The organism is Kitasatospora cystarginea, assembly GCF_039533515.1.
Taxonomy (GTDB): Bacteria; Actinomycetota; Actinomycetes; order Streptomycetales; family Streptomycetaceae; genus Kitasatospora; species Kitasatospora cystarginea.
The window spans coordinates 188668-213580 of the sequence record NZ_BAAATR010000005.1 but is presented as its reverse complement, the minus strand read 5'-3'; the positions used below and the strand labels follow the sequence as shown (position 1 = coordinate 213580).

General features: G+C 72.3%; 22 protein-coding genes and 1 pseudogene. 10 read left to right on the top strand and 13 right to left on the bottom strand.

What is annotated here, in order from left to right:
- Positions 1-327: 327 nt before the first annotated feature.
- Entirely contained in the window at positions 328-711 is a 384-nt protein-coding gene (locus ABD369_RS08300) for a thioredoxin family protein (protein WP_344635593.1), read from the bottom strand.
- 484 nt (positions 712-1195) lie between these two features.
- Between ABD369_RS08300 and ABD369_RS08295 the strand changes: the two genes are divergently transcribed.
- Complete coding sequence (locus ABD369_RS08295; RefSeq protein ID WP_344635592.1) at positions 1196-1459, top strand: hypothetical protein; 264 nt, start codon at positions 1196-1198, stop codon at positions 1457-1459.
- Between the two features lie 340 nt (positions 1460-1799).
- Here ABD369_RS08295 and ABD369_RS08290 read toward each other — a convergent pair whose 3' ends face one another.
- Positions 1800-2318 carry a DUF1990 domain-containing protein gene (locus tag ABD369_RS08290; protein ID WP_344635591.1) on the bottom strand — a complete coding sequence of 173 codons (519 nt, stop codon included), beginning with the start codon at positions 2316-2318 and terminating at the stop codon, positions 1800-1802.
- Entirely contained in the window at positions 2315-3142 is an 828-nt protein-coding gene (locus tag ABD369_RS08285; protein WP_344635590.1) for a YndJ family protein, read from the bottom strand. The genes ABD369_RS08290 and ABD369_RS08285 overlap by 4 nt, the downstream gene beginning before the upstream one ends.
- A gap of 323 nt (positions 3143-3465) precedes the next feature.
- On the opposite strand from ABD369_RS08285, the gene ABD369_RS08280 reads away from it, so the two are divergent.
- Positions 3466-3705 (top strand): DUF1876 domain-containing protein, encoded by a 240-nt coding sequence (locus ABD369_RS08280; RefSeq protein ID WP_344635589.1) that lies wholly within the window; start codon positions 3466-3468, stop codon positions 3703-3705.
- A 131-nt stretch (positions 3706-3836) separates the two neighbouring features.
- Here ABD369_RS08280 and ABD369_RS08275 read toward each other — a convergent pair whose 3' ends face one another.
- A complete protein-coding gene (locus ABD369_RS08275) occupies positions 3837-5066 on the bottom strand; it encodes an NAD(P)/FAD-dependent oxidoreductase (RefSeq protein ID WP_425557562.1) in 1230 nt (409 codons plus the stop codon).
- A 318-nt stretch (positions 5067-5384) separates the two neighbouring features.
- On the opposite strand from ABD369_RS08275, the gene ABD369_RS08270 reads away from it, so the two are divergent.
- A complete protein-coding gene (locus ABD369_RS08270; RefSeq protein ID WP_344635587.1) occupies positions 5385-6761 on the top strand; it encodes a serine hydrolase domain-containing protein in 1377 nt (458 codons plus the stop codon).
- Positions 6762-6968: 207 nt separating this feature from the next.
- Positions 6969-7736 carry a VOC family protein gene (locus ABD369_RS08265; RefSeq protein WP_344635586.1) on the top strand — a complete coding sequence of 256 codons (768 nt, stop codon included), beginning with the start codon at positions 6969-6971 and terminating at the stop codon, positions 7734-7736.
- Between the two features lie 321 nt (positions 7737-8057).
- On the opposite strand, the gene ABD369_RS08260 is transcribed toward ABD369_RS08265, so the two are convergent.
- Complete coding sequence (locus tag ABD369_RS08260; protein ID WP_344635585.1) at positions 8058-8915, bottom strand: SDR family oxidoreductase; 858 nt, start codon at positions 8913-8915, stop codon at positions 8058-8060.
- A gap of 131 nt (positions 8916-9046) precedes the next feature.
- On the opposite strand from ABD369_RS08260, the gene ABD369_RS08255 reads away from it, so the two are divergent.
- Positions 9047-9943 (top strand): LysR family transcriptional regulator, encoded by an 897-nt coding sequence (locus tag ABD369_RS08255; protein ID WP_344635584.1) that lies wholly within the window; start codon positions 9047-9049, stop codon positions 9941-9943.
- A gap of 89 nt (positions 9944-10032) precedes the next feature.
- On the opposite strand, the gene ABD369_RS08250 is transcribed toward ABD369_RS08255, so the two are convergent.
- Together ABD369_RS08250 and ABD369_RS08245 are read right to left on the bottom strand one after the other, a co-directional pair.
- Positions 10033-10953 carry a phosphorothioated DNA-binding restriction endonuclease gene (locus ABD369_RS08250; RefSeq protein WP_344635583.1) on the bottom strand — a complete coding sequence of 307 codons (921 nt, stop codon included), beginning with the start codon at positions 10951-10953 and terminating at the stop codon, positions 10033-10035.
- A 44-nt stretch (positions 10954-10997) separates the two neighbouring features.
- A pseudogene (locus tag ABD369_RS08245) lies at positions 10998-11189 on the bottom strand (NUDIX hydrolase); the annotation flags it as partial.
- Between the two features lie 136 nt (positions 11190-11325).
- Here ABD369_RS08245 and ABD369_RS08240 point away from each other — a divergent pair.
- Complete coding sequence (locus ABD369_RS08240) at positions 11326-12141, top strand: hypothetical protein (protein ID WP_344635582.1); 816 nt, start codon at positions 11326-11328, stop codon at positions 12139-12141.
- A 259-nt stretch (positions 12142-12400) separates the two neighbouring features.
- Here the strand turns inward: ABD369_RS08240 and ABD369_RS08235 are convergent, their stop codons facing one another.
- Positions 12401-13036 (bottom strand): TetR/AcrR family transcriptional regulator, encoded by a 636-nt coding sequence (locus tag ABD369_RS08235; RefSeq protein WP_344635581.1) that lies wholly within the window; start codon positions 13034-13036, stop codon positions 12401-12403.
- A 198-nt stretch (positions 13037-13234) separates the two neighbouring features.
- On the opposite strand from ABD369_RS08235, the gene ABD369_RS08230 reads away from it, so the two are divergent.
- Genes ABD369_RS08230 through ABD369_RS08220 form a run of 3 tightly spaced genes read left to right on the top strand, consistent with a single transcriptional unit; the run spans position 13235 to position 15752 of the window.
- Entirely contained in the window at positions 13235-13990 is a 756-nt protein-coding gene (locus tag ABD369_RS08230) for an SDR family oxidoreductase (protein WP_344635580.1), read from the top strand.
- Positions 13987-14787: an SDR family oxidoreductase gene (locus tag ABD369_RS08225; protein ID WP_344635579.1), complete on the top strand. Its 801-nt coding sequence runs from the start codon at positions 13987-13989 to the stop codon at positions 14785-14787. The genes ABD369_RS08230 and ABD369_RS08225 overlap by 4 nt, the downstream gene beginning before the upstream one ends.
- Positions 14784-15752: an NADPH:quinone oxidoreductase family protein gene (locus tag ABD369_RS08220; protein ID WP_344635578.1), complete on the top strand. Its 969-nt coding sequence runs from the start codon at positions 14784-14786 to the stop codon at positions 15750-15752. Before ABD369_RS08225 ends, ABD369_RS08220 begins: the two co-directional genes overlap by 4 nt.
- Positions 15753-16071: 319 nt before the next feature.
- Here the strand turns inward: ABD369_RS08220 and ABD369_RS08215 are convergent, their stop codons facing one another.
- Genes ABD369_RS08215 through ABD369_RS08200 form a run of 4 tightly spaced genes read right to left on the bottom strand, consistent with a single transcriptional unit; the run spans position 16072 to position 20636 of the window.
- Positions 16072-17190, bottom strand: a complete 1119-nt coding sequence (locus ABD369_RS08215; protein ID WP_344635577.1) for an acyl-CoA dehydrogenase family protein — start codon at positions 17188-17190, stop codon at positions 16072-16074.
- Positions 17187-18362, bottom strand: coding sequence for an acyl-CoA dehydrogenase family protein (locus tag ABD369_RS08210; protein WP_344635576.1), 1176 nt, complete (start codon positions 18360-18362; stop codon positions 17187-17189). The genes ABD369_RS08215 and ABD369_RS08210 overlap by 4 nt, the downstream gene beginning before the upstream one ends.
- A 1-nt stretch (position 18363) precedes the next feature.
- Positions 18364-19605, bottom strand: coding sequence for an acyl-CoA dehydrogenase family protein (locus ABD369_RS08205; RefSeq protein ID WP_344635719.1), 1242 nt, complete (start codon positions 19603-19605; stop codon positions 18364-18366).
- 2 nt (positions 19606-19607) lie between these two features.
- On the bottom strand, positions 19608-20636 hold the full coding sequence (locus ABD369_RS08200) for a phosphotransferase family protein (protein WP_344635575.1): 1029 nt from the start codon (positions 20634-20636) through the stop codon (positions 19608-19610).
- A gap of 215 nt (positions 20637-20851) precedes the next feature.
- On the opposite strand from ABD369_RS08200, the gene ABD369_RS08195 reads away from it, so the two are divergent.
- Positions 20852-22534, top strand: coding sequence for an FAD-binding oxidoreductase (locus tag ABD369_RS08195; RefSeq protein WP_344635574.1), 1683 nt, complete (start codon positions 20852-20854; stop codon positions 22532-22534).
- A gap of 346 nt (positions 22535-22880) precedes the next feature.
- On the opposite strand, the gene ABD369_RS08190 is transcribed toward ABD369_RS08195, so the two are convergent.
- Positions 22881-24542 carry an APC family permease gene (locus tag ABD369_RS08190; protein WP_344635573.1) on the bottom strand — a complete coding sequence of 554 codons (1662 nt, stop codon included), beginning with the start codon at positions 24540-24542 and terminating at the stop codon, positions 22881-22883.
- Positions 24543-24913 lie beyond the last annotated feature (371 nt).

The following is a 24913-nucleotide window of genomic DNA, read 5'->3' as shown; positions in this document are numbered from 1 at the left end:
CGACGGGGCGGAACCATCCTCCGACGGGCCCACCCCGCCCGGCGGCCGCACCGACGGCGTGTCGTCGGCAATAACAGCGCGGACCGGAGCCGCAGCGGGCGTCCGTTCAAGGGATCAGGTCCGTCCAGGGGCGTGTCCGCGCAGCAGGTGCCGCGGGTGGCGCGGGGAGCAGGTGACCGGGACCGTCCAGGGGTCGACCCGACCCGACGAGTACGGACCGGACCGTGTAACAGGCCGTGCCGGCCACCGCGCCCGGGGAGTTGCACGACAGTCGGCCGGCCCCGGAAAGGCCGGCCCGGCCGTCGTGGAGAGCCGCCTCCAGGCCGGTCACCCCCGAGCGTTCGCCTGCTCCTCCGCCACCTTGGCGCGGACCTCGTCCATGTCCAGCGCCCGGGCCTTGCCGATCAAGTCCTCCAGCACCGGCTCCGGAAGCGCGCCCGGCTGCGAGAACACCAGGACCCCGTCACGGATGATCGCGAGGGTCGGGATCGAGCGGATCTCGAACGCCGCCGCCAGCTCCTGCTGCGCCTCGGTGTCCACCTTGGCGAAGACCAGATCGGGGTGGCGCCCGGAAGCCTTCTCGTACACTGGGGCGAACTGGCGGCACGGCCCGCACCAGCTCGCCCAGAAGTCGATGAAGACGAAGCCCTTGCCATCCGGGCCCTGGACGACCTCGTCGAAGTTGTCCTTGGTCAGCTCGACGGTGCTCATCTCGGGACACCTGCCCTTTCAGTGCGGTCGGTGGACGTACGACCCGCCTCAACCAAAGCCGGCGGCCCGCTATTCCTGGCGCGGCGCACCGGTCACCCGAACGCCGGCACGTAGTCGGATCCCGGCGTCAGCCCGCCGGGCAGCGAACCCGCCTTCGGGCCCGGGCGGCCGGTGTACCAGCCCCGGGCAGGCTGCGTGGGGAAACCCATCGTCGAGCGGCAGTGCCAAGGGCGGTTCGTGGCCGCACGTCATCGGCGCCGAGCTCGAACGCCCGTGCCCGCGGTGGCCCGGATGTCCTCCGATCGTGAATTCTTGATCCTTACGGGGGAAATCGGTGGCCCATCCGGTGCGTGACCGGGGTCGCGCGTACGCGAAGATCAACCGCCGCCTTAGGTTGTGGCACGGCCGAACGGCCCGCGAGTGCCCGGCGGTTGGACGCGCGCGCACCCGCCCTCGGACCAGCTCCCGCCCCGCTGCCCTGGAGATGAAGAGTGTCCTGGCCGCCGACGAACTCGGCCGGGCCCCGCGTCGGGCCGGCCACGACCGGGACGCCCTCGGCCCGGCTCGCCGGGCCGCCGAAACCGGTTGGTCCGGTGCGGTGTTCGCCCACCACCGGAGCGCGATCGAGCGCTCGCTCGGCGTACCCGAGGCCGACGGCCAGCTGCGCGAGGCCGTCCGGCTCAACCCGTACTTCTCGCCATACCACGCCGAGAAGGCCAGAACACCGTTGGGAGAAGGGCGTTGTTGACGATGATCCGGACACTGGTGTGGACGGTCGACGCATGCGCGGCACTGTGGGTGCGCCCGGTTGGGGTCGTGCTGCGCGCCGGGCGGGCCCTGCGGCGGCTCGGCCGGTGAGAGTCCCCGTGGACGGGGCGGCCGCGGTGCCCGGGCCGCCCTCGCGGTCGGCGCGCACGCCGGGGACGTGCCGGGCACCGGGGCGCGGATACGGGCCGCTGCGCCGCTCGGCGCGGCCGCCCGCGGCCGGACCTCCTCTGGCGTCCCGCCGGCGATCGGATACGGCCTCGGTCTGGCCCCGGCGCTGGCCGCCGCCGGTCGTTCGCTCCCCGCACGCTTCGAACGCTTGCTCAGCCGCAGCCGGCCAGCCGCCGCAGGGTGCGTCCGCAGTGCCGGGCGTAACGCAGCTGCAGGTAGGGCACGATCGGCCCGGCCAGCCGGGTGTACCAGCGGCTGGGGCGACTGAAAGCGGTCACGGTGAACCAGACGGCCTTGTCCGGGCCCATCTCGACGACGAAGGACTCCTCGCCGCACTCGGGGTGCCCGTTGCGGGTGCCGTACGCGAAGCCGATCCGGTCGGGCTGGTAGCTGCTCCAGACCACCTCGCACGGCGCGGTCAGCCGGAGCGGCCCGATGCCGATCGCGCACTCGACCGCGACCCCCGGTTCCGCCCGGACCGCGGTCGTCCGCATCCGGACTCCGGCTGCACGGTGCATCCGCCAGCCGGTGACGGCCGCGCCCGCGGCCTGAAGGACGTCCCGGCCGTGGCCTATCAGGACCCGGTGGTGGAGGTGGTTGTAGCCGGCGGGCAGTGCCCGGCCGGGGACCGTGGTACGGCCGACCTCCGGGTAGTTGAGCTTGCTGGTCACGGGTGGAGCTCCTTGGTCCGGCGCCAGGCGAGCAGTCCGCAGAGCGCGAAGCCGAGCGCGTTGCCGAGGCCGTGGGTGGCGGCCATCCAGGTCAGTGTGGGGTGCGGGAAGCCGGCGGCTCGGCCGAGGGCCCACCAGAGTGCGAGCACCATGGTGGCGGCGAGCACCGCGGAGGAGACGGCGAACAGCCGGCCGGTGAGCAGGTCCCTCGAGCAGGCGCGGGAGCGCAGGTCCCGCCAGGTGAGCAGTCCGACCAGCCACATGCCGCAGGTCAGCACGACGGCGCCGAGGAGTTGGGCCCAGTCGTCGATGAAGTACCCGGCGAGGACCAGCAGGGTGCCGACCGGGACGCTGAGTGCCGCGGCCCGGGCGGCGAGCCGGTCGGGGGAGGTGCGGCAGAGGAGGCCGGCGATCAGCGCGGCGGTGAATCCGGCGAAGTGGAAGTGCGGCACGGTGAGCGCCAGGATCCTGAGGTCGAAGCCGAACAGCCGGTGCCCGGAGCGTTCGGCGACCAGTGCAACGCCGGCCACCGAGGGTGTCACGAGCGCGGTCAGCGTGGCGATCTCGGCGGGGGCGAGGGATCCGGTGAGGCGCAGCCGCAGCGGCGCCAGCGCGGCCAGCGCCAGGGTGGCGCCGGCGTAGCCGCAGCCCAGAGCGGTGGCGCCCGGCCCGCGCGGCAGCCAGAGCGCCAGCGCGCCCGCGGTGGCGGCGATCGGCCAGAGCCGGGCCGCCCGGCCGGTGCCGGGGCCGTCGATGAGCGTGAGCCCTGTCGGTATCACGACGAACATGCCGAGCATGACGATGAGGTTGACCAGTGCGGTCACGGTCCCACCCCTTGTGCGGTCACGGTCCCACCCCTTGTGTGGACGTGCGCGGGCGTGGCCGTTGTCGGTCGGCGCCGCGCTTGAACGCGTTCAAAACACTGCCGCAGTAGACTCTATGGCAAAACTGAACGCGTTCAACATGGCTCCCGGTTGCCCCGCCGGCCGTCCGGGCGCACTGGGGCCGAGAAGGCCCACACCCGCCCGGACCTGTCCCGCACCGCTACCGCCCCCATCCGGCGTCCGTCAGGATCGCCACCGGGGCGGGTGGCGAGCGCCCGCCGCCCGGAGCACGCTGGATAGCGGAACCCGTGGAGGTGGCGATCATGATGCACACACTCGTCGGATGGCACGTGGAGCTGGAGTTCCAGGAAGAAGGGGACCGCACCAAGGCCGTCGCGCTGGTCCGGCTCCCGGACGGCACGGAGGTCCGCTCCCATGGCTACAGCACCCGGCACCACGCCGACGCGCCGCAGCCCAGAGTCGGTGAGGAGGTCGCCGGGGCCAGAGCGCTCAACGACCTCGCGATGCAACTGCTGACCAAGGCGCACGACGAGCTCAAGTAGCTCCGCGCGATGGACTCGTTCACCGCCCGGGCCGGTTGAGCGCGCCGCCACCCGGCGTGCTGCCCGGGCCCCGACTCCCGCCTCGGCCTCGAGTCCCGTCCCGGCCCTGGCTCCGGCCCCGCCCGGATCGGTCAGCCCTGCTGGGGCCGGCCGGTCCGGTCGAGCGGCGTGTCCGGGTCGGCCAGGGCGTCCGGGTCCACCGGGCGTCCGGAGCGGACCAGGTCGCGGATCGCGTCGGTCACGTCCCAGATGTTGACGTTCATTCCGGCGAGCACCCGGTCACGGGAGAGCCAGAAGGCGATGAACTCCCGCCCCGGCACGTCGCCCCGGAAGACCACCCGGTCGTAGCCACCGGGCTCGATGTAGCCCGTGTACTCCATGCCCAGCTCGTACTGGTCGGTGAAGAAGTACGGCACCCGGTCGTGCACCGCCTCCTCGCCGAGCATCGAACGCGCCGCCGTCCTCGGCTGGTGCAGCGCGTTGGCCCAGTGTTCGACCCGGATCGGCCTGTCGTACAGCGGGTGGAAGGCGTTGACCACGTCGCCGGCCGCGAACACGTCCGGGTGCGAGCTCTGCAGGTGCTGGTCGGTCAGCACGCCGTTGTCGACCCTCAGTCCGGCCGCGGCGGCGAGTCGGGTGTTCGGGGTGACCCCGATGCCGACGATCACCGCGTCCGCCTCGACCAGCGTGCCGTCGCCGAGCCGGACCCCGTGCTCGGTGATCTCCGTGACCTGGACGCCGAAGCGCAGCTCCACCCCGTGGTCGCGGTGCAGATCGGCGAAGACCCGCGCCGCCTCCCGGCCCAGGGCGCCCAGCAGCGGCAGCTCCGACCGCCCGAGCACCGTGACCTCGCAGCCGGCTTCGCGTGCGGCGGACGCGGTCTCCATGCCGATCCACCCGGCACCGATCACGGCCACCCTGGCGCCGGGCCGCAGGAACGCCTGGATCCGGTCACTGTCCTCGACCCGGCGCAGGTAGCAGACGTTCTCCCGGTCGGCGCCCGGCACCTGCAGCCGGCGCGGGCTCGCGCCGGTGGTGAGCAGCAGTCTGCCGAAGCCGATGCTGCTGCCGTCGGCCAGCGTCACCCGGTGCGCGGCGAGGTCCACGGCGGTGACGGTGGTGCCCAGGCGGAGATCGATCGAATGCTCCTTGTACCACTCGGGGGAGTGGACGTGGATCTTCTCCCGCGCGGTCTTGCCCATCAGGTACCCCTTGGAGAGCGGCGGGCGCTCATACGGGCGCTCCTGCTCGTCCCCGATCAGGACCACCGGCCCCTCGAAACCCTCCTCGCGCAGGGTTTCGGCCGCCTTGGCCCCCGCCAAGCTGGCACCCACGATCACGTACGCGCTCTCCATCCCCAGCTCCTCACGTCCGTCGGCCCGCTACCGCGTCCCCATCACACTCTCTTCTCCGTGCGGTCGCGCGGCGAACCGTGAATCTGATCGGGTGGTGACTGTGCGGCACCGGCGGCCGGACGGCGCCCGCGCCGCCCGGGCGCGCAGCTCCCCGCAAGCCCGTGCCGCCCGGAGCCGCCCCGCCCACCCGGCAGCCGGATCGGCGGCAGCACCGCCCGGGCCGTGCGCGGTCGTACGGCGCCCGGGAAAAGGGAGGCGGGTCCGGTGGAGCCCGGGGTATGGTCGGCCGCGCCGAGCCGGACACGAACGGGAACGAGGAGTCAGATGTCCTTTCCGGTCGAGGAGTTGCTTCCCGCCACCCGGCGAGCCCTGTTGCACCGGCTGGCCGTCGGGCAGGCGGAGGGGCGCACACCGTCGCTGGTGGGTGCGGTGGTCCGGGGCGGGCACCTGATCTGGTCCGACGGGCGGAGCATGATCGACGACCACCGGCCGGACGAGAACGTGCAGTACCGGATCGGCTCCCTCACCAAGGGCTTCGCCGCGGTGCTGGTCATGCGCCTACGGGAGGAGGGCCTGCTGGAGTTGACCGACCCGTTGGAGCGGCACCTGCCCGGTACCTCCGTCGGCCGGCTGACCATCGCCCAACTCCTGTCCCACACCTCCGGCCTGGCCTCCGAGACGCCGGGCCCCTGGTGGGAGCGGACACCGGGGGCCCTGCGGCCCGAGCTCGCGGACGTGCTCGGCGAGCAGCCGATGCGGCACCCGACCGGACGCCGTTACCACTACTCCAACACCGGTTACGCCCTGCTGGGCGCCCTGGTCGAGCGGCTGCGCGGGGAGCCCTGGGGCGACGTGCTGCGCCGCGAGGTGCTGGACCCGCTCGGCCTGACCCGGACCACCCTGTCGCCCCGGCCGCCGCACGCCGGAGGGTTCGCGGTGCACCCGTGGGCGGACGTCATGCTGCCCGAACCGCTGGAGGACACGGGGGTGATGGCACCGGCCGGTCAACTCTGGTCCACCGCAGCGGACTTGTCCCACTGGGCGGCGTTCCTGGCCACCGGGCACGAGCAGGTGCTGAGCCCCGCCGCCGTCGCCGAGATGCGCCGTCCCGCGGCGCAGCCGGACGGACCGGAGTGGACCTCCTCGTACGGGCTCGGTGTGCAACTGTGGCGGGAGGACGGCAGGGTGCTGTTCGGCCACACCGGTTCGATGCCCGGCTTCCTGGCCACGCTCTGGGTGAGCGAGGAGGACGACCTGGCCGCCGTGGTGCTGTCCAACGTGACCTCCGGGGCCCCGGTCCCGGTGATCGCCGCCGACCTGATCCGGATCGTCGCCGAGCGCGAACCCCGCCTCCCGGAGCCCTGGCGCCCGCTGCCCGAGGCCGATCCGGAGCTGGTCGCGCTGACCGGCCCCTGGTACTGGGGGCCCTCGGCGCACGTCCTGCGGCTGCGCGCCGACCGCGCGCTGGAGCTCGCGCCGATGGGTGGCTCGGGCCGGGGATCCGGCTTCCGGGCCGAGCCGGACGGCACCTGGACCGGTCTGGACGGCTACTACGCGGGGGAGACGCTCCGGGTGGCCCGGACGGCGGACGGTGCGGTGAGCCACCTGGACATCGGCAGCTTCGTACTGACCCGCGCCCCCTACGACCAGGGCGCGCCGGTCCCCGGCGGTGTCGACCCGCGGGGCTGGCAGCCGAGTTGAGCCGGAGGGCGGCGCGGCTACCGAGGGGACTTTGCCGCGCCGGGCGCGTGGCGGGCGCCGCCGGGACGTCCCGGCGGCGGTCGCAGCCGGACGGTGGGGGGCCCGCCACGGCGCCCGACCTGCCCAGAGCCCCGCGAGGCGGACCGTGCCGTGGCCCGGCGCTGCCCCTACGCTGAGACCTGCCGGCACCGGAAGGGGTACGTCCGAATGAGCGAGCAAACCGTCACCGTACGCTGCGTACCGGCCACCCCGTGCTGGGTCAGCCTGATGGCGCGCGACCTCAAGGACGCCCGGGCCTTCTACGGGCCACTGCTCGGCTGGACCTTCGAACCCGGCCCCGACCGCTGGGGGCCGTATCTGCGCGCGGTGGTGGACGGCGTGGAGGTCGCGGGCATCGGCGTGGCCGCCGGGGACTGGCAACCGCCCGTCGCCTGGACCACGTACTTCGGCATCGAGAGTGCCAACGAGGCTGCCGCCCGGGTGAGGGAGCGCGGCGCGACCGTCGCGGTCGGCCCGCTGGCCTTCGACGCCGGACGCGTCGCGCTCGCCGCCGACCTGTTCGGTGCGGCCTTCGGCATCTGGGAGGGCGACCTCGGCTGCGCCACCTGGGTGAAATCGCCCGGTGCCGCCGTCTGGATCGAGCTGCGCACGGTGGACCCGTTCGCCGCCGCGCTCTTCTACGGCGAGGTCTTCCTCTGGGACAGCCGCGACCCGGCGCACTTCGAGGTGCGCTACGAGCACGAGCGGGTCGTGCTGCGCTCCGAGGGCCGCAGCGTGGCCGCGCTGCGTACGGCCACCGAGGTGGTCCCGCACTGGGAGGTGTTCTTCTCGGTGGCCGACACGGATGCCGCGGTGCACCACGCGATCGCCCTCGGCGGGGCGGTGGTGGACGACCCGAGCGACTCCCCGTACGGGAGGGTGGCCCGGCTGCGTGACGCGGAGGGCGGCGTGTTCTCGGTCATCAGCGACCAGTAGGCACGATCGGCTGGTTGGGCGCCATCGGCGCCGGCTTCACGGAGCCCGCGCCGGCCGTACGGAGTCTGCGTCGGCGGTGCGGAACGACGTCCCCGGTGCGTTACCCGCGTCCGTGCCGCCGGGCGCCGGTCAGTGCCCGAGGGGCCGTACGCCTTGCGTCCGCAGGCCGGCCGGCGTGTGAAGGCGCGGCTCGCGCCCCCTGCCGGCCGGCCCGCCGGTCCGCGACACCGACCGCGGGTGACCAGGGTCGTGGAGCGATGTCCCGGTGCCGGGCGGTTCGGCCGTCCGCCCCCGCGGTCAACCGCCCGCAGGGTCGGTCGCCTACTCGAAGACCGCCGAGTGCTCGGTGGCGAAGTCGGCGAAGGAGCGCGCCGGCCGCCCGGTCAGCTTCTCCACGTCCGCGCTCACCGTGGCGGCGTGCCCGGCCGCGTAGAGCCCGTACAGCTCAACCATTCCCTCGGCCCGCCAGGCGTCCCAGCCCGCCTTGAGCATCTCGGTGAGCGCCGCCTCGGGCTCCACGGCCAGGTACTCGACCGCCCGCCCGGCGACCGTGCCGAGCTCGGCGGCGATCTCGGCGTGCGTCAGTGCGGCCGGGCCGGTCAGGGTGTAGATGCGGCCGTCGTGCCCCTCGGTGGTCAGCGCCTGCACGGCCGCATCGGCGACGTCGCGCGCGTCGACGTACGACACCGCGCCCTCGCCGCCCGGAACCGCCAGTCGGCCGGCCTTCACCGACTCGGCCTGGCCGAGGAAGTTCTGGTAGAAGCCGTTGGGCGCCACCACGGTCCAGGGCAGCCCGCTGGCCAGCAGGTGGTCGTACCCGGCGACGTGCGCGCCGACGAACCGCACCCCTTCCGGGCGGTACTCCAGCCCGGCGGCGCCGTGCATCACGATCCGCGGGCGCCGCCCGGTGCGGACCGCGGCGTCGATCACGTTCCGCTCGTGCGCGGCCATCTCCGAGTGCACGGCGACCAGCAGGTAGATCACGTCCGCACCCGCCAGCGCGGCGTCCAGCGAGGCCGGGTCCGCGAAGTCGGCGGCGACCGGTTCCACTCCCTCGTCCCACTCCGCCGGGACGTCGGCGGTGTCGCGGACCAGCGCCCGCACGCTCTCGCCGCGCTCGCGCAGCCCGGCGACGACCTTCGAACCAACGGTGCCGGTGGCACCGGTGACAACGATCACGAATGACTCCACGTCGAATCTTCAACCCAGTTGACTGTTCGTCACCGTCAGCCTGGCAGCGGGTCCATGGACGATCAATGTCGAACTGGAGCACAATCCATCAGCCACGCTGATCGATACGGGGGATGGCGATGGACCTGACGGAGATCGAAACCTTTCTCGTCCTGGCGGAGGAACTGCACTTCGGCCGCACGGCGGAGCGGTTACGGCTGTCCCAGTCCCGGGTCAGCCAGCTGATCCGGGCGCTGGAGCGCCGGATCGGCGGACTGCTGTTCACCCGCACCAGCCGGCGGGTCGCACTCACCCCGTTGGGCGAACACACCCGGCGCAGCCTCGGTGCCGCGTACGAGGGCCTCAGGACGAGCTTCGAGGAGGCGCGCACCATCGCCCAGGGGGTGGTCGGCACGCTGCGGGTCGGCTTCCTGGGCTGTCTGAACGGCCCGCCGCTGTCCGAGGTGGTCGCGGTCTTCGGGCGCCGCCACCCGGCCTGCGACATCAGCACCATCGAGGTGCCGTGGGCCGATCTGCGCGGGCCGCTGCGCGGCGGCGAGGTGGACGTGCTGCTGACCCTGCTCCCGGTCGCCGAGCCGGACCTGAGGGTCGGCCCGGTCCTGGTCTCCTACCGGCGCGCCGTGGCGGTCGGCACCGGCCACCCGCTGGCAGCCCGTGAGAGCGTCGACATCGAGGATCTGGCCGACTGGGTGGTGCTCGACGGCCCGGCCGGCCTGCCGGAGGCGCTCCGCCTCGACCTGCTCCCCCCGTTCACCCCGCTCGGGAGACCGCTGACCCGGGGCGCCGGCGGCCGGACCTACCAGGAGGCGTTCAACCGGGTCGCCGCCTTCGACATGGTCTGGGCCACCCACGAAGGACTGTTCCGCCTCTACCGCCACCCGGACGTGACGCACCGGCCCCTCACCGGCATGGCACCCGCCAACGGCGCCCTGGTCTGGCGCGCCGACACCGAGAGCGCCAAGATCCGCGCCTTCATCTCCCTGGCCGCCCAGCTGACTGTCGCGCCGAGGCTCTGACTCGGGCCTGGGCCTAGGGGAGGTCCGTCCGATCGGTAGCCGACGGCAACGGCGAGAGTGCTCGACACGGTGGCAACCCGCCGCCCCTGTCAGCCGGTGTGCACGGGCTGGTCCACGGGCGCCCGGGGTGCGCCGTGGAAGACCTGCCGGGCGTGCCACTCGCGGTGCCGCCTCGCCACCGGTGGGACGCCCGGCTGAGGGCCGATGACCGGCCGGCCGGCGAGCGCGAGCACGTGCTGTCGGCTGGCCTCGCTGCGGCCGACGAACCGTTGGGAGACGAGGATGCGGTGGCCGTCCCCGAGGCCCAGGACCCCCTTGTCGAAGAGCTTGTGGTGCAGCGAGCACAGACACAGGCCGTTGTCGGCCTCGTCCGGCCCGTCGTGCGACCACCAGCGCACGTGAGCGGCCTCCAGCCCGACCGTGCTCGCCCCCAGCGCCCCGTCGTAGCCGCAGAACGCGCACTGGAACTCGTAGGCGGTGAGTATGAGTTCACGCATCCGCCGATCACGTTGCCGCCGGGTCGCGGCATCCGTACCGTGCACGGGCCCGGTCTCGGCGAGCTCCAGGTCGAGACCGACGGCTTCGCACAGGTCGACGTGCAGGGACGGCGGGAAGTGGGTGTCCAGCAGCACCCGGACCAGCCGGCTCAGCAGCGACGGTTCCTTGGCGAGCGCCGCCCGCAGGTCGGACGCGAGCCTGCCGGTGGCTCCGCTGGAGCGCAGGACCCCGACTCCGCTACCTGGACTCCCCTGTCCGCGGTCGGTTCTGACCTCCCAGACGCCGTCGCTGACCAGGTGGTGGAAGGGGTAGGCCGGGGTCGTCGGGTGCGACGGCCCGTACTCGGCGAGCAGCCGCTTGAGCTCCTCCTCGACCACGCTGTAACGCAGTTCGCCGTCGGCATCCTGCTGGTAGCTCCCGAGGGCGTAGAGCAGCAGCAACGGCTTGTGCGGAGCGCGGACTTCGTTGTTCGTCCACCGTCTCAGCTTCGCCACTCGTTCCAGCCAGTCCATGGCTGCCAGGGTAGTTGGCGCTGCCGATGCTGCATCAGATTTGATCAATCAGCCGAGGTGGGGTAGGTGCCGGCGAGATAGTCGCCGATCTGCTGGCGCAGGCTGGGGTGGGTGTCGTACTCGTACTGGTCGAGGTCTGCGGGCTGGACGAAGCGGATGCCGTCGGCCTCGTCGTTGACGGTTGGCTCGCCACCGATGGGGCGGCCGATGTAGGTGTTCTCGTACTGCTGGCGGATCGAGTGGTGCTGCTGTCCGCGAGCACCGTGAATCACTGGGACGATGCGGCAAAGGCCGTGGCCGTCCCCCTGGATGGCGACCGACTCAGGAGCGTGATCGATGCACTCGCCGCCGGATGAGGAGACCCGACCCCGCATGGAGACCGCGCACGCGAGCGCGGCGGCCCTCCTCGGGCTGAAGTGCACCGGGAATCCCGTGTGGGGGTTCCTCGGCTGCACAATCAGCCGCCGAGCCGGTGACCTCTGGTTGCGCGTGGCCTCCACCGCCATGGCGAACGCGGGCCGGAACCAGGGCGAGGGCATCGTCGGTGCGTCGGTCCTGATCCCGGATGATGTGCCGCGTCCCAAGTTGCACGACGTGATGGACTGGACCGAGGACCCTCACGCCTACAAGGCGGAGGTCACGGACTACATCGCGCATCCCGTCATCTCGCCCGACCGGCCGGACCTGGCCCAAAACCCCGGCCTGCCGGACGAGTGGTGGCAGAGTCTGAGCCGAGCCTTCGAGCACCTGAGCCAGGCGGAAGGCGTCCGGACCACCGTGCGGTCTGGCTGGATCGACAAGGCATTCCCGCAGTTCCTCGGCATCCCCGCGCCCGAGAGAGTCGAGCGCGTGACCGGCCACGGTGACCTGCACTGGGGCAACCTGACCGCCCCGCTGGCCATCCTCGACTGGGAACGCTGGGGCCTGGTACCTGTGGGCTACGACCCTGGCCTCCTCCACGCGAACAGCCTGCTCGTCCCGGACCTCGCCGCGCGCATCCGCGCGGAGTTCGCCCCGGTGCTCGACACACCCGCCGGCCGAATTGGCGAACTCGTCGCCCTCGCCGAGATGCTGCAAGCCGTCGCACGCGGCTGGTACCCGGAGCTGGCTCCCCTTCTCGCTGATCGTGCCGCCGAGCTCACCGGTGTCCGACCTCCTGTTCCTGTGCAATCGGAGGTTTCAGCGTGAGCAAACTGGCGGCGGACCCCACTCTGGGTGGGCTCTGCACTCGCCTTCAGCCCACAGGGCAGGCTGGCCGTGGGATACCAAGCGCTCAGGTTGTCGTGCACGGCGTGCGAGATCGTCAGCGGCACTGCCGCCGTCGCGGAGACACGAGAACTGGATTACGAGTGCGACGGCCGCAACCTCAAGGCCGGTCGTCGACAGGCCGGGGCGGTTGTCGGAAGCCGGGAACCGCGGCCGGACGAGCTGGGCAGGCGAGTCGTACTCAGACCGCGGCGCCGAGCATGCGGAGGACCAGGATGCCGTAGCGGCGGCCGAGTTCCTCCGGGGTCTCGGTGCTGCGTTCGCTGTACCAGCGGGAGACGTCGATGCCGAGTGAGGTGACCGCGCGGGCGGCGGTGCGGACGTCGGGGACGGTGAAGGCGCCGGTGGCGACGCCGGCCTCGATGATGCGGCGGACGGTGTCCTCGATCCGGCGACGCAGTTCGGCGACGGCCGCGAAGTCCTCCTCCGGCAGGGCGTGCAGCTCGTGGTTGACGATCCGTCCGACGGTGTGGCCGCGGGCGTGCCAGGTGGTGAACTCCTCGGCCAGGCGGCGCATCTGCTCGACCGGGTCGCCGCCGGCGGCCTCGGCCCGCTCGACCAGGTCGAGGGTCGCCTGGTGGCCGGTCCGGCTGATCTCGGAGAGCAGGGCGGCCTTGGAGGAGTAGTGGATGTAGAGCGCGGCGGGGCTCATTCCGGCGGCGGTGGCGATGTCACGGGTGGTGGTGGCGTGGTAGCCGCGCCGGGCGAAGGAGTCCACGGCGGCGAGCAGCAGCCGCCGGGCGGCCTCGGTGCGCTCGCCGGCCGGTACTTCGAGGTGATCCCAGGGGTGGGGATCGGCGGCTGCCTGATCGGTCATGGCGCAATCCTCGCAGATGGGCTCGGTCCCTCCCGCCGTCCGGCGCTCCCCCGGGGCGGCGGTGGTTGACAGTGTCGCGCGTGCCCAACATGCTAAGCAAGCGCTTAGTCACATGCCCGCGGCTCGGTCACAGGCCCGCAGACCGAGCGTCCGGACCGGTACGGCCCGGACGCCCTGCCGCTGTCGAGAGGAATGGCGATGACCCCTTCGTTCAAGGGCCGGGTGGCCGTGGTCACCGGAGCAAGCCGCGGCATCGGCCTCGGCATCGCGCGCACGCTGGTGGAGCGCGGCGCCAAGGTCTGCATCACCGCCCGCAACCCCGAACCGCTCGCCGAAGCCGTCCGCGACCTCGGCGGCCCCGAGAACGCCATCGCCGTGGCCGGCAAGGCGGACGACGACGCGCACCAGCAGGAGGCGGTCCAGCGCACCATCGAGACCTTCGGACGGCTCGACCACCTGGTCAACAACACCGGCATCAACCCGGTGTACGGCTCGATCCTGGACGTCGAACCGAACGCCGCCGCCAAGATCCTCGGCGTCAACGTGCTCGCGCCGCTCGCCTGGACCAGGCTCGTCCGCGACGCCTGGATGGGCGGGCACGGCGGCGCGATCGTCAACGTCGCCTCCATCGCGGGCATCCGCAGCTCGGTCGGGATCGGCATGTACGGCGTCAGCAAGGCGGCGCTGATCCGGCTCACCACCGAACTCGCCGCCGAACTCGGTCCCGGCATCCGGGTGAACGCAGTCGCCCCCGCAGTGGTGAAGACCAGGTTCGCCGAGGCCCTGTACGACGGCCGCGAGGAGGAGGTCGCCCGGGCCTACCCGCTCGGACGGCTCGGCCTGCCCGAGGACGTCGCCGGAGCCGTCGCCTTCCTGCTCTCCGAGGACGCCGGGTGGATCACCGGCCAGACCCTGGTGGTGGACGGCGGCGTCACCCTCGGCGGTGGGATGTGAGCACCTCGCTCGCCGGTCAGGGCGTGGTCGTCACCGGCGCCGGACGCGGCATCGGCGCCGCCATCGCCGCGGCCTTCGCCGCCGAGGGAGCCCGGGTGGTGGTCAACGACCTGGACGCCGAGGCGGCCGAACAGGTCGCGGCCCGGATCGGCGGCATCCCCGCGCCGGGCGACGCCGCGGCGGCCGAGGGCGTCGCCGCGCTGATCGGCGCCGCCCGCAGGGCACTCGGCCGGATCGACGTCTTCTGCGCCAACGCGGGAGTCGCCCCGGCCGGGGGCGCCGACGCCTCACCCGCCGCCTGGGCCAGCGCCTGGGAGGTCAATGTGATGGCCCACGTCCGCGCGGCCGAACTGCTGCTCCCCGACTGGCTGGAGCGCGGCGAGGGCCGGTTCGTCGCCACCGTCTCCGCCGCCGGGCTGCTCACCATGCTCGGGTCGGCGCCGTACGCCGTCAGCAAGCACGGCGCCCTCGCCTTCGCCGAGTGGCTCGCGGCCAGCTACCGCCACCGGGGCCTGCGGGTGCACGCCGTCTGCCCGCAAGGCGTACGGACCAGGATGCTCGCCGACTCGGGGCCCGCCGGGCAGGTGCTGCTCGCCGAGTCCGCGCTCGAACCGGCTAGTGTGGCGGCCGCGTTGCTGCGCGGCATCGAGTCGGAGACCTTCCTGATCCTGCCGCACCCCGAGGTCGGCGACTACTACACGGCCAGGGCCGGCGATCCGGACCGCTGGCTGGACGGCATGAACCGGCTTCAGCAGCGCATCGACGGGTACCAGGGCGAGAAGGGACGAACGGAATGAGGGCTTGGCAGGTCGGCGCGCTCGGTGAGCCGCGGGACGTCATGGAGTTGCGCCCGGACGTTCCGCAACCCGAGCCGGGGGCGGGCCAGTTGCTGGTCAGGGTACGGGCGGCGGCGGTGAACTTCCCGGACGCGCTGCTGTGCCGGGGCCAGTACCAGGTGCGTCCGCCACTGCCGTTCACCCCGGGGGTGGAGCTCTGCGGCGAGGTGGTCGGCGGGGAACGGGCCGGGGAGCGGGTGGTCGGGACGCCGCTGCTGCCGGCCGGAGCCTTCGCCGAGTACACGCTGATGGCCGCCGACGGTGCCTTCCCGGCACCCGCCGCACTGGACGACGCCGAGGCGGCGGCGCTGCACATCGGCTACCAGACGGCCTGGTTCGGCCTGCACCGCAGGGCCGGACTCCGCCCGGGGGAGACCCTGCTGGTGCACGCCGCGGCGGGCGGGGTCGGCAGTGCGGCCGTCCAGGTCGGCAAGGCGGCCGGGGCCACCGTGATCGGGGTGGTCGGCGGGCCGGAAAAGGCCGCGCGGGCGCGGGAGCTGGGAGTCGACCTGGTGATCGATCGGCGGGCCGAGGACTTCATCGCGGTGGTCAAGGAGGCGACCGGCGGGCACGGCGCCGACGTCGTCTTCGACCCGGTCGGCGGCGACGCCTACACCGGCTCCACCAAGTGCATCGCCTTCGAGGGTCGCATCCTGGTGGTCGGCTTCGCAGGCGGCGGCATTCCGTCCCCGGGGCTCAACCACGCGCTGGTGAAGAACTACTCGATCCTCGGGCTGCACTGGGGTCTCTACAACACCAAGGACCCGCAGGCGGTCCGGGCGGCGCACACCGAACTGGCCGAACTGGCGGCCAAGGGCGCGGTGCGGCCGCTGGTGAGTGAACGGCTGCCGCTCGAGCGTGCCGCCGAGGCGGTCCAGCGCGTCGCGGCCGGCGACTCCGTCGGCCGGATCGCCGTCCTCGCCTGAGCCCGACCGACTGCCGGCCGCGGCAGCACCTCGGGGCACCTCGGGGGCGCGGGAAGTGCTGGACCGGCAACGCCTCCTCGCCCGCTCGCCTCCGGACGCTCCCCGCGGCGGAGCCGCCGATCGACGGAGTCGGCGCTGCCGCCCGTCCTCCTCGCCCGCCCTCGGGCAGGGGTACCCGGCCCCAGGCCGAAGGCGGGGTGCGAGGGGCCCCTCCGGCGCTCCCTCGTCCCCCGGTCGCTTGTCGCTCGTTCTTTCCGGGGCCGGCGGGCCCTTCGGTTCGAGGCGGTGGAGCTCTCCCGCGCCCGCCCCCGGCCGGCCGTCAGCCCACCGGGCCCGGCAGGTCGACCAGGGCGGCCAGCGCGCTCCGGTGGAACCCCGGTGTGCCGAGGGCGAGTTGGTCCGCCTTGGCCCGCTTGAGATACAGGTGTGCCGGGTGCTCCCAGGTCATCCCGATGCCGCCGTGCAACTGGATGCACTCCTCCGCCGCGCGCACCGCGAGCGCTCCGCAGTGCGCCTGGGCGACCGCCACCGCCACCGCCGTGTCCGGGCTGTCACCGGCCAGCGCGTCGGCCGCGTACCGCGCCGCCGCCCGAGCCCCCACCGTGTCCAGCCACAGATCGGCCAGCCGGTGCTTCAGGGCCTGGAACGAGCCGAGCACGCGCCCGAACTGCCGCCGCTCCTTGAGGTGCGCCACCGTCGTCGCCAGACACCATTCGGCGATGCCCAGCTGCTCCGAGGCCAGCAGCCCGGCCCCGGTCAGCAGCGCCCGCTGCAGCACCGCGGCCGCCGTGTCCGGACCGGCCAGCCTCCGCCCGGGCGCGCCGTGCAGGGTCACGTCGGCCAGCCGCCGGGTGAGGTCCAGCGAAGTCCGTCGGACCACGTCGGCCCCGGGCGCGTCCGCCTCCACCAGGTACAGGCCCGGGCCGTCCGCACCGACTGCCGGCACCACCAGCAGTGCGGCCGGCAGGGCGTCGGCCACCGAGGTCACCCGCCCGCTCAACGTCCCGTCCACGTCGACCCGTACACCGTCGGGGAACCCGCTGCCGGGCGGTGTCGAGAACGGCACCGTCAGCACCGCCACAGTCCCGTCCTCCGCCAGTGTGGCCAGCGGCTCGCCCGCGCCGCAGGCCAGTAGTGCCGCGGTGGCCACTACCGCACTCCCGAGGAACGGCACCGGTGCCGCGCTACGGCCCAACTCCTCAAGTACCACGGCGGTTTCGCGCAGCGAGGCGCCCGCCCCGCCGAACTCCTCCGGTACCTGGAGCCCGGCCGCTCCCAGCTCCGTCACCAGCCGCCGCCAGAGCCCGAGGTCGTACGGCCCGGGGCCCTCGCACCGCGCCAGAACGGCGTTCGGCGGGCAGTGATCGGTCAGCAAGTCCCTCACGCTGGATCGGAGTTCCTCCTCGATCTCCGAGTACAGCAGCACCGGGGCGTTCATCGGGGGAGCTCCTTCCAGGGCAGGTCCTTGTCGGTGCGCGGTTCGGCGGGCAGGCCGAGCACCCGTTCGGCGATGATGTTCCGCAGGATCTCGCTGGTGCCGCCCTCGATCGAGTTGCCCTTCGCCCGGAGGTAGCGGTACCCGGCCTCGCGCCCGGTGAAGTCGACGATCTGCGGCCGGGTCATGGTCCAGTCGTCGTACGCCAGGCCCTCCTCACCGAGGAGTTCGACCTCCAGGCCGCTGAGCTCCTGGGCGAGCCGGGCGAAGGCCAGTTTCATCGCCGCGCCCTCGGGGCCTGGCTGGCCGAGCGCCAGCTGCTGGCGCAGCCGCTCGCCGGTCAGCCGGATCACTTCGGCGTCCAACCAGCCCTTCAGCAGCCGCTGGTGGAGCTCGTGGGTGCGCAGCTCCGGCCGTCGGCGCCAGGTCTGCGCCACCACGCCGATCATGCCGCCCTCGCGCGGGACGGCCTGGCCGCCGATCGCCACCCGCTCGTTGTTGAGGGTGGTCTGCGCGACCCGCCAGCCCTCGCCGACGGCGCCGAGGCGGAGGGCGTCGGGGATCCGTACGCCGGTCAGGAAGACCTCGTTGAACTCGGCCTCCCCGGTGATCTGGCGCAGCGGCCGGACCTCGACCCCGGGGTCGGTCATGTCACAGATGAAGTACGTGATGCCCTGGTGCTTGGGCACGTCGGGGTCGGTGCGGGCGAGCAGGATGGCCCAGCGGGCGGTGTGCGCGCTGGAGGTCCACACCTTCTGCCCGTCGACCACCCAGTCGTCGCCGTCGCGCACCGCCCGGGTGGCGAGGGCGGCCAGATCGGAACCGGCGCCGGGCTCGCTGAACAGCTGGCACCACACCTCCTCGCCGGTCCACAGCGGCCGCAGGAAGCGGGACTTCTGCTCCTCGGTGCCGTAGCGCAGGATGGTCGGCGCGGCCATGCCGAGCCCGATCCCGATCCGGCGCGGATCGTTGTCGGGCGCGCCCGCAGCGGCCAACTCGGCGTCCACCAGGGCCTGATGGGCCCGGGGTGCGCCGAGTCCGCCGAGCCCGACCGGGAAGTGCACCCAGGCGAGGCCGGCGTCGAAGCGGGCCCGCAGGAAGTCCGGGCGCCCGGTGGTGGCGGGATCGTGGGCCGCCAGCAGTGCCTCGACCCGCGCTCGGAGGTCCGATGACACCTCAGCCCACCTCTTCCGATCGCTTGTCGGACCGTTCGTGGCGCCGCAGCTCGCGCCGCGCCAGCGAGCGCTTGTGCACCTCGTCGGGGCCGTCCGCCAGACGCAGGGTGCGGATGCCGGCCCAGAGCTGGGCCAGCGGGGTGTCCTGGCCGACCCCGGCCGCACCGTGGGTCTGGACGGCCTTGTCCAGGATCCACTCGACCGCGGCGGGTACGGCGATCTTGATGGCCTGGATCTCGGTGTGCGCGCCCCGGTTGCCGACCGTGTCCATCAGCCAGGCGGTCTTCAGCACCAGCAGCCGGGCCTGCTCGATGCGCACCCGCGACTCGGCGATCCAGTCCTGCACCACGCCCTGCGCGGCCAGCGGTTTGCCGAAGGCGACCCGCTCACAGGCCCGGCGGCACATCAACTCCAGTGCGCGTTCGGCGATTCCGATCGCCCGCATGCAGTGGTGGATCCGGCCGGGGCCGAGCCGGGCCTGGGCGATGGCGAAGCCGGAGCCGCTTTCGCCGATCAGGTTGGCGGCGGGGACCCGGACGTTCTCGAACACGATCTCGGCATGCCCGCCGTGGTCGTCGTCCCGGTACCCGAAGACCGTCATCCCGCGCTTCACCGTCACGCCGGGGGTGTCGCGCGGCACCAGGATCATGCTCTGCTGCCGGCGGGTCTCGGCGGCGGGGTCGGTCTTGCCCATCACGATGAAGATCCGGCATTCGGGGTTCATCGCCCCGGTGATGTACCACTTGTGGCCGTTGACGACGTACTCGTCGCCGTCGCGCTCGATCCGGGTGGTGATGTTGGTGGCGTCAGAGGAGGCGACCTCGGGCTCGGTCATCGCGAAGGCGGACCGGATCTCGCCGGCCAGCAGCGGCTCCAGCCACTGCTTCCGCTGGGCCTCGTCGCCGAACTGGGCCAGCAGCTCCATGTTCCCGGTGTCGGGCGCGGCGCAGTTGAGCGCGGCCGGCGCGAGCAGCACGCTGCGTCCGGTGAGCTCGGCCAGCGGCGCGTACTGGAGGTTGGTCAGACCCGCGCCCAACTCGCCCGGCAAGAAGAGATTCCAGAGCCCGCGCGACCTGGCCTCGGCCTGCAGCTCACGGAACACCGGCGGTACGGTCCACGGCTCACGCGCCGGATCGGCGAGCTGCGCGGCCAGCACGGGCTCGGCGGGGTAGACGAACTCGTCCATGAAGGAACCGAGCCGCCCGAGCAGCTGCTCGGTCCTGGCGTCGTACGAGAAGTCCACGGTCACCGCTCCTTCAGCGAGGTGAGGCCGAACCGCACGAAGACGGGCACCAGTTCGCCCACCCGGTCGAACCCGGTGCCGACCGTGCCGCCCCGGGTGTAGCGGTAGTGGATGCCCTCCAGCACCACGGCCAGCTTGAACGAGGCGAAGCCGACGTACCAGCCGAGCGCGGAGACGTCCCGTCCGCAGCCGGCGGCGTAGCGGCCGACCAGCCCGGCGCTGTCGGGGAAGCCCTCGGCGAGGGCGGCGCCGGGCAGGATTCCGTCGTAGCGGCGGGCGAGCTCGGTGTACATCACCAGCAGCCCGAGGTCGGTGAGCGGGTCGCCGACGGTGGACATCTCCCAGTCCAGCACCGCGGTGATCCGGTCGTCCGCGCCGACCAGGACGTTGTCCAGCCGGTAGTCGCCGTGCACCAGGGTCGGCTCGGGGGAAGCCGGGAGGGTCCTGGCCAGCTGCTCGTGCAACTCGTCGATGCCTGCCAGCTCGCGGCTCCGGGATGCGTCCAATTGCTTGCCCCAGCGGCGCAGTTGCCGCTCCAGGAAGCCGGCCGGGCGGCCGAAGTCGGCCAGTTCGACGGCGGCGGGGTCGACGGCGTGCAACTCGACCAGGGTGTCCACCAGGTGCAGCCCCAGTGCGTGCACCCGCTGCGGTCCGAGCGCGGTGAGCGCCGCCGCGTCCCGGTGCGGGGTGCCCGGCACGTACTGCATCAGGTAGAACGGCGCGCCGATCACCGACTCGTCCTGGACCAGCAGCAGCGGCCGTGGCACCGGCACCCGGGTCGGGTGGAGTGCGGCCAGGACCCGGTGCTCGCGTCCCATGTCGTGCGCGGTGGCCAGGACATGGCCGAGTGGCGGACGGCGCAGCACCCAGCGGTCGGTGCCGTCCTCCAGTAGGTAGGTGAGGTTCGACCTGCCGCCCTCGAAGAGCCGTGCGCGCAGCGGTCCGTGGACGGTGCCGGGCAGCTCGGTGTCGAGTCGGTCGCGCAGCCGCGCGAGGTCGAGGCCGGGCGGGGGCTCGGGGGAATCGCTCATGGACTTCCTCGTCTGGGTGGCGGTGGTGGAGGGCCGGCGGCCGCATCGGGATCGGTGACTAAGCGCTTGCTTAGCATCTGGGTGCCGATGCCGAGCTGTCAACGGATCGGTCGACCCGCGGGGATTTCGCCCGGACGGGGGAGTGACGCACCGCATTCGAGTGCTAGCGTTCGGTAGCGCTCCGTAGTCGTCCTACCGCAGTCCAAGGGGTTGCCATGCCGGCGTCGAGACCGATCGAGGTGGGTCCCGGGGACCGCCGCTACGACGCGCTGCGTCGGGGGTTCAACCAGCGGTGGATCGCCGAGCCGGAGTACGTCGTGGTGGCCACCAGGACCGACGACGTGGTGGCGGCGCTCGGCGACTACCTCGCCGGTCCGGAACTCCGCAAGCGTCGGATCACCGTCCGCTCCGGTGGCCACTGCTACGAGAACTTCGTCTCCTCCGCGGACGTCGGGGTCATCATCGACGTGAGCCAGATGAGCCGGGTGTACCACGATCCGGCGATGAAGGCGTACTGCGTCGAGGCGGGCGCGAGCAACTGGCACAGCACCACCCACCTCTATCGCCCCTACGGCCTCGCCCTGCCCGGCGGCTCCTGCTACTCGGTCGGTCTCGGCGGCCACGTCTCGGGCGGCGGCTACGGTCTGCTCTCCAGGCTGCACGGCCTGACGGTGGACTACCTCCACGCGGTGGAGGTGGTCACGGCCGCCGACGGCAGGACACCGCGGATCACGGTCGCCACCCGGGAGCCGCACGACCCGGGCCGCGAGCTGTGGTGGGCCCACACCGGTGGAGGCGGCGGCAACTTCGGAGTGATCACCCGGTACTGGTTCCGGGACCTGCCCGCACCGCCGTCCCGGGTGCTGTGCAGGTCGCTCAGCTGGGACTGGGACGGCTTCAGGAAGCGCCCCGACCGGTTCAAGGCCATGCTGCGGCGCTACGGCGCGTTCTTCGAGTTCGAGCGGGAGCGCGGCGAACGCGACTTCCAGGGACCCGACTTCATCCGGGACTACGACTACCGGGACATGTTCACCCTGCTGAAGCTGACGCACATGAGCAACGGCAAGGTCGGCCTGGTCGTCCAGATGGACGGGGACCGGGACGACTCGGCGGCGCGGCTGAACGCCTTCCTCGACTGGATCACGCCGGAGTTCCGCACGGGTGACGCGTCCGAGATCACCGAGGGCCCGCTGGACAGCGAGATGGGCGAGCACCCGGCGCAGACCGCGCTGTACGTGCCGACGCGCCTGCCGTGGCTCACCGCTACCCAGAGTCTCAACTCCTCCGGGCCCAACCGCTGCGGCAAGTACAAGTCCGCGTACATGACGGCGGGGTTCACCGAGCACCAGATCGACGCGATCTACCGCAACCTCACCGATCCCGGCTACCGGAACCCCGACGCCCTGCTCCAGGTGGACTCCTACGGCGGCAGGGTGAACGACGTCCCCCGGGACGCCACGGCGGTTCCGCAGCGCTCGTCGGTCATGAAGCTCCAGTACCAGGCGTACTGGACCTGGGGCTCCGACGTGACCGGCGACCAGGTCCGCGACTACCAGGACGCCCAGCCGGAGAGCGAGAACGTCCACCTGCGCTGGATCCGGAGGTTCTACCAGGACGTCTACTCGCCCACCAACGGCGTCCCCGCCTCCCCCGGCGAGGTCTTCCCCACGAGCAACACCGACGGCTGCTACGTCAACTACCCCGACGTCGACCTCTCCGACCCGGCCTTCAACCCCCCTGACAAGAAGGGCCACCAGCCCTGGCACGAGCTCTACTACGGGCGCGAGACGTACCGGCGGCTGCAGCGGGTGAAGGCGGTGTGGGATCCGTACGACGTCTTCCGCCACGCCCAGTCCATCCGGCTCCCCGAGCCGGACAAGGACTCCGAGCGGCGGTAGTCGGCAGCCGGGAGTCGCCCCGGGTGGTCCTCGTCCGGGACGGTCCGCACGGCGGGTGCCGGCCGGTGCCGGTCACCCGCCCTCCGGCCGCTGATCGGTGGGGTCGGTGCCGACGGTCGCCCCCCGTAGGTACCTCCCGGCCGGAGGCTGGGAATCCACGGGCCCGGGCCCGGCCCGCCGGAACGCGGAAGCCCGGTCGGGCCCTCCCTTTTTTGGGAGGGCCCGACCGGGCTGGGTTTCCGGGCCGCTGGTCGAAGGTGCCGGTCGGCCGTGGGGCTCTGCGACCTGGAGGTCGACGGCCGGATCGGCGGTCCGTGGTCAGTGGCCGGTGATCAGTCGAGGGTGATCAGTGGCCGCCCTCGTCCACGACCTCGACGTCCTCGATGTTCTGCTCGATCGCGTCGGAGGGCAGCGCCACCCGGATCGCCCACTGGTAGATGCCCAGGGCGAACACGGTGACCAGCGCCATGTCCCACCACATCGGGATGTTGCCGGTTCCGTTGCCGAAGCCGCCCTGCCAGGAGATGACGCCGAGGCCCAGCAGGTAGACCGGCAGCCACTGGGCGGGCTTCCAGTCCAGGCGCGGAGCGTTCGGCAGGCCCTTCTTGGTGGCGTACAGGGCGTAGGAGCCGAGCAGCAGGTAGCCGATCACGATGGCGGCACCCAGGCGGGCCAGGGTGGTCCAGCCGGTCCAGTAGATGATCAGGCTGGCGACCACGAAGGACAGCGGGGCGATGAACTCACCGAACGGCAGGCGGTAGGAGCGCTCGCGGTCCGGCAGCCGGCGACGCAGGGCGCCGAAGGCCAGCGGGGCACCCGCGTACATCAGCACGCTGGCGGAGGTGATGAAGCCGACCAGTTCCTGCCAGCTCGGGAAGGGCATGAAGCAGATCACGCCGGTGACGAAGGAGATGATCAGACCGAACCACGGCACACCGCGCTTGTCGACCTTCTCGAAGAGCTGCGGCGCGTAGCCGTTGCGGCTCAGGCCGTAGGAGATGCGCGAGGTGGAGGTGGTGTAGATCAGGCCGGTGCCGCCGGGGGAGACGATGGCGTCGAAGTACAGCACCGCCGCCAGCCAGCCGAGGCCCACCACGGTGGCGAGACCGGCGAACGGACCGCTGATGCCCGGGAAGTCCAGGTTGGCCCAGCCCTTGGCGAAGGCGGAGACCGGCAGGGCGCCGATGAAGACCACCTGCAGCAGGGTGTAGATCAGGGTGCCGATGGCGACCGAGCCGAGCACCGCGCGGGGGATGTCCCGCTTGGGGTTCTTGCTCTCACCGGCCAGCTGGATGGCCTGCTCGAAGCCCAGCAGGGCGAAGATGATGCCGCTGGTGCTGATCGCCGCGAGCACGCCCTTGGCGCCGAAGGGCATGAAGCCGTGCGAGGTGAAGTTGCTGCCGTGGAAGTGGGTGACGGCGAGCACGAAGATCGTGAACAGCGGGACGAAGATCTTCAGCCAGGTGGCGATGCTGTTGGTGTGCGACAGCACCCGGACACCGAGGAAGTTCACCGCGACGAAGACGCCCATCAGGAGCACCGCGACGGTGAACCCGCTGGCGGTGAGGGTGCCGTTGGCATTCAGGAAGCCCTTGGCGAAGTCCCAGTGACCGGCGTAGCCGATCATCGCCTCGACCTCGATCGGGGCCACGGTGGCCGCCTGCAGCCAGGAGAACCAGCCGAACGACATGCCGGCCAGGCCGCCGAAGGCGTAGTGCGGGTAGCGGGCGGTGCCGCCGGCGACGGGGAAGAGACCGCCCAGCTCGGCGTGGACGAAGGCCAGGAGAACGATCGCGACGGCGCCGATGCCCCAGGAGACGATCGCGGCGGGGCCGGCCGCGACCACGGCGTTCTTGGCGCCGTAGAGCCATCCGGATCCGATGATCGAACCGACGGAGGCCCAGAGCAGCCCGATCAGACCGACCTCACGGCGAAGGGAGCGGCCGGATCCGGAAGACGAACCGGTCGGCGGGGAGACTGACGGGGCGAGCTGGTCAACATGTGCCATGGGGGAGGTGACCTCTCGGGTGATGGCAGGGGGTTGAGAGTTGCCCAAGGTTAGGCGCGCGGGAATCCCCGGGAACAGCCCATGAATCCGAATAGTTATATTCCGAGCCGCTCCGCCGATGAATGCCGGATGAATCCTGACGTCAATTCGCCTTCCTGCGTGCGGAGTTGCGGACCGGTGAGGCCGGGAGACCGGTCGAGATTTGAGGGTTACTTGAGAATGGCCGTGGCCTGCGCAGACTCCCCGCTGATTGCATACCGGTACGGGAATTCCCCCTGGGATTCAGAGGCGTGAAACGGGTGTGTGGGGGGCATCTGAATAGCTTCATACCAAGCGGGTTTGTTACGCGACAGTACGCGAGCAGCACGGCT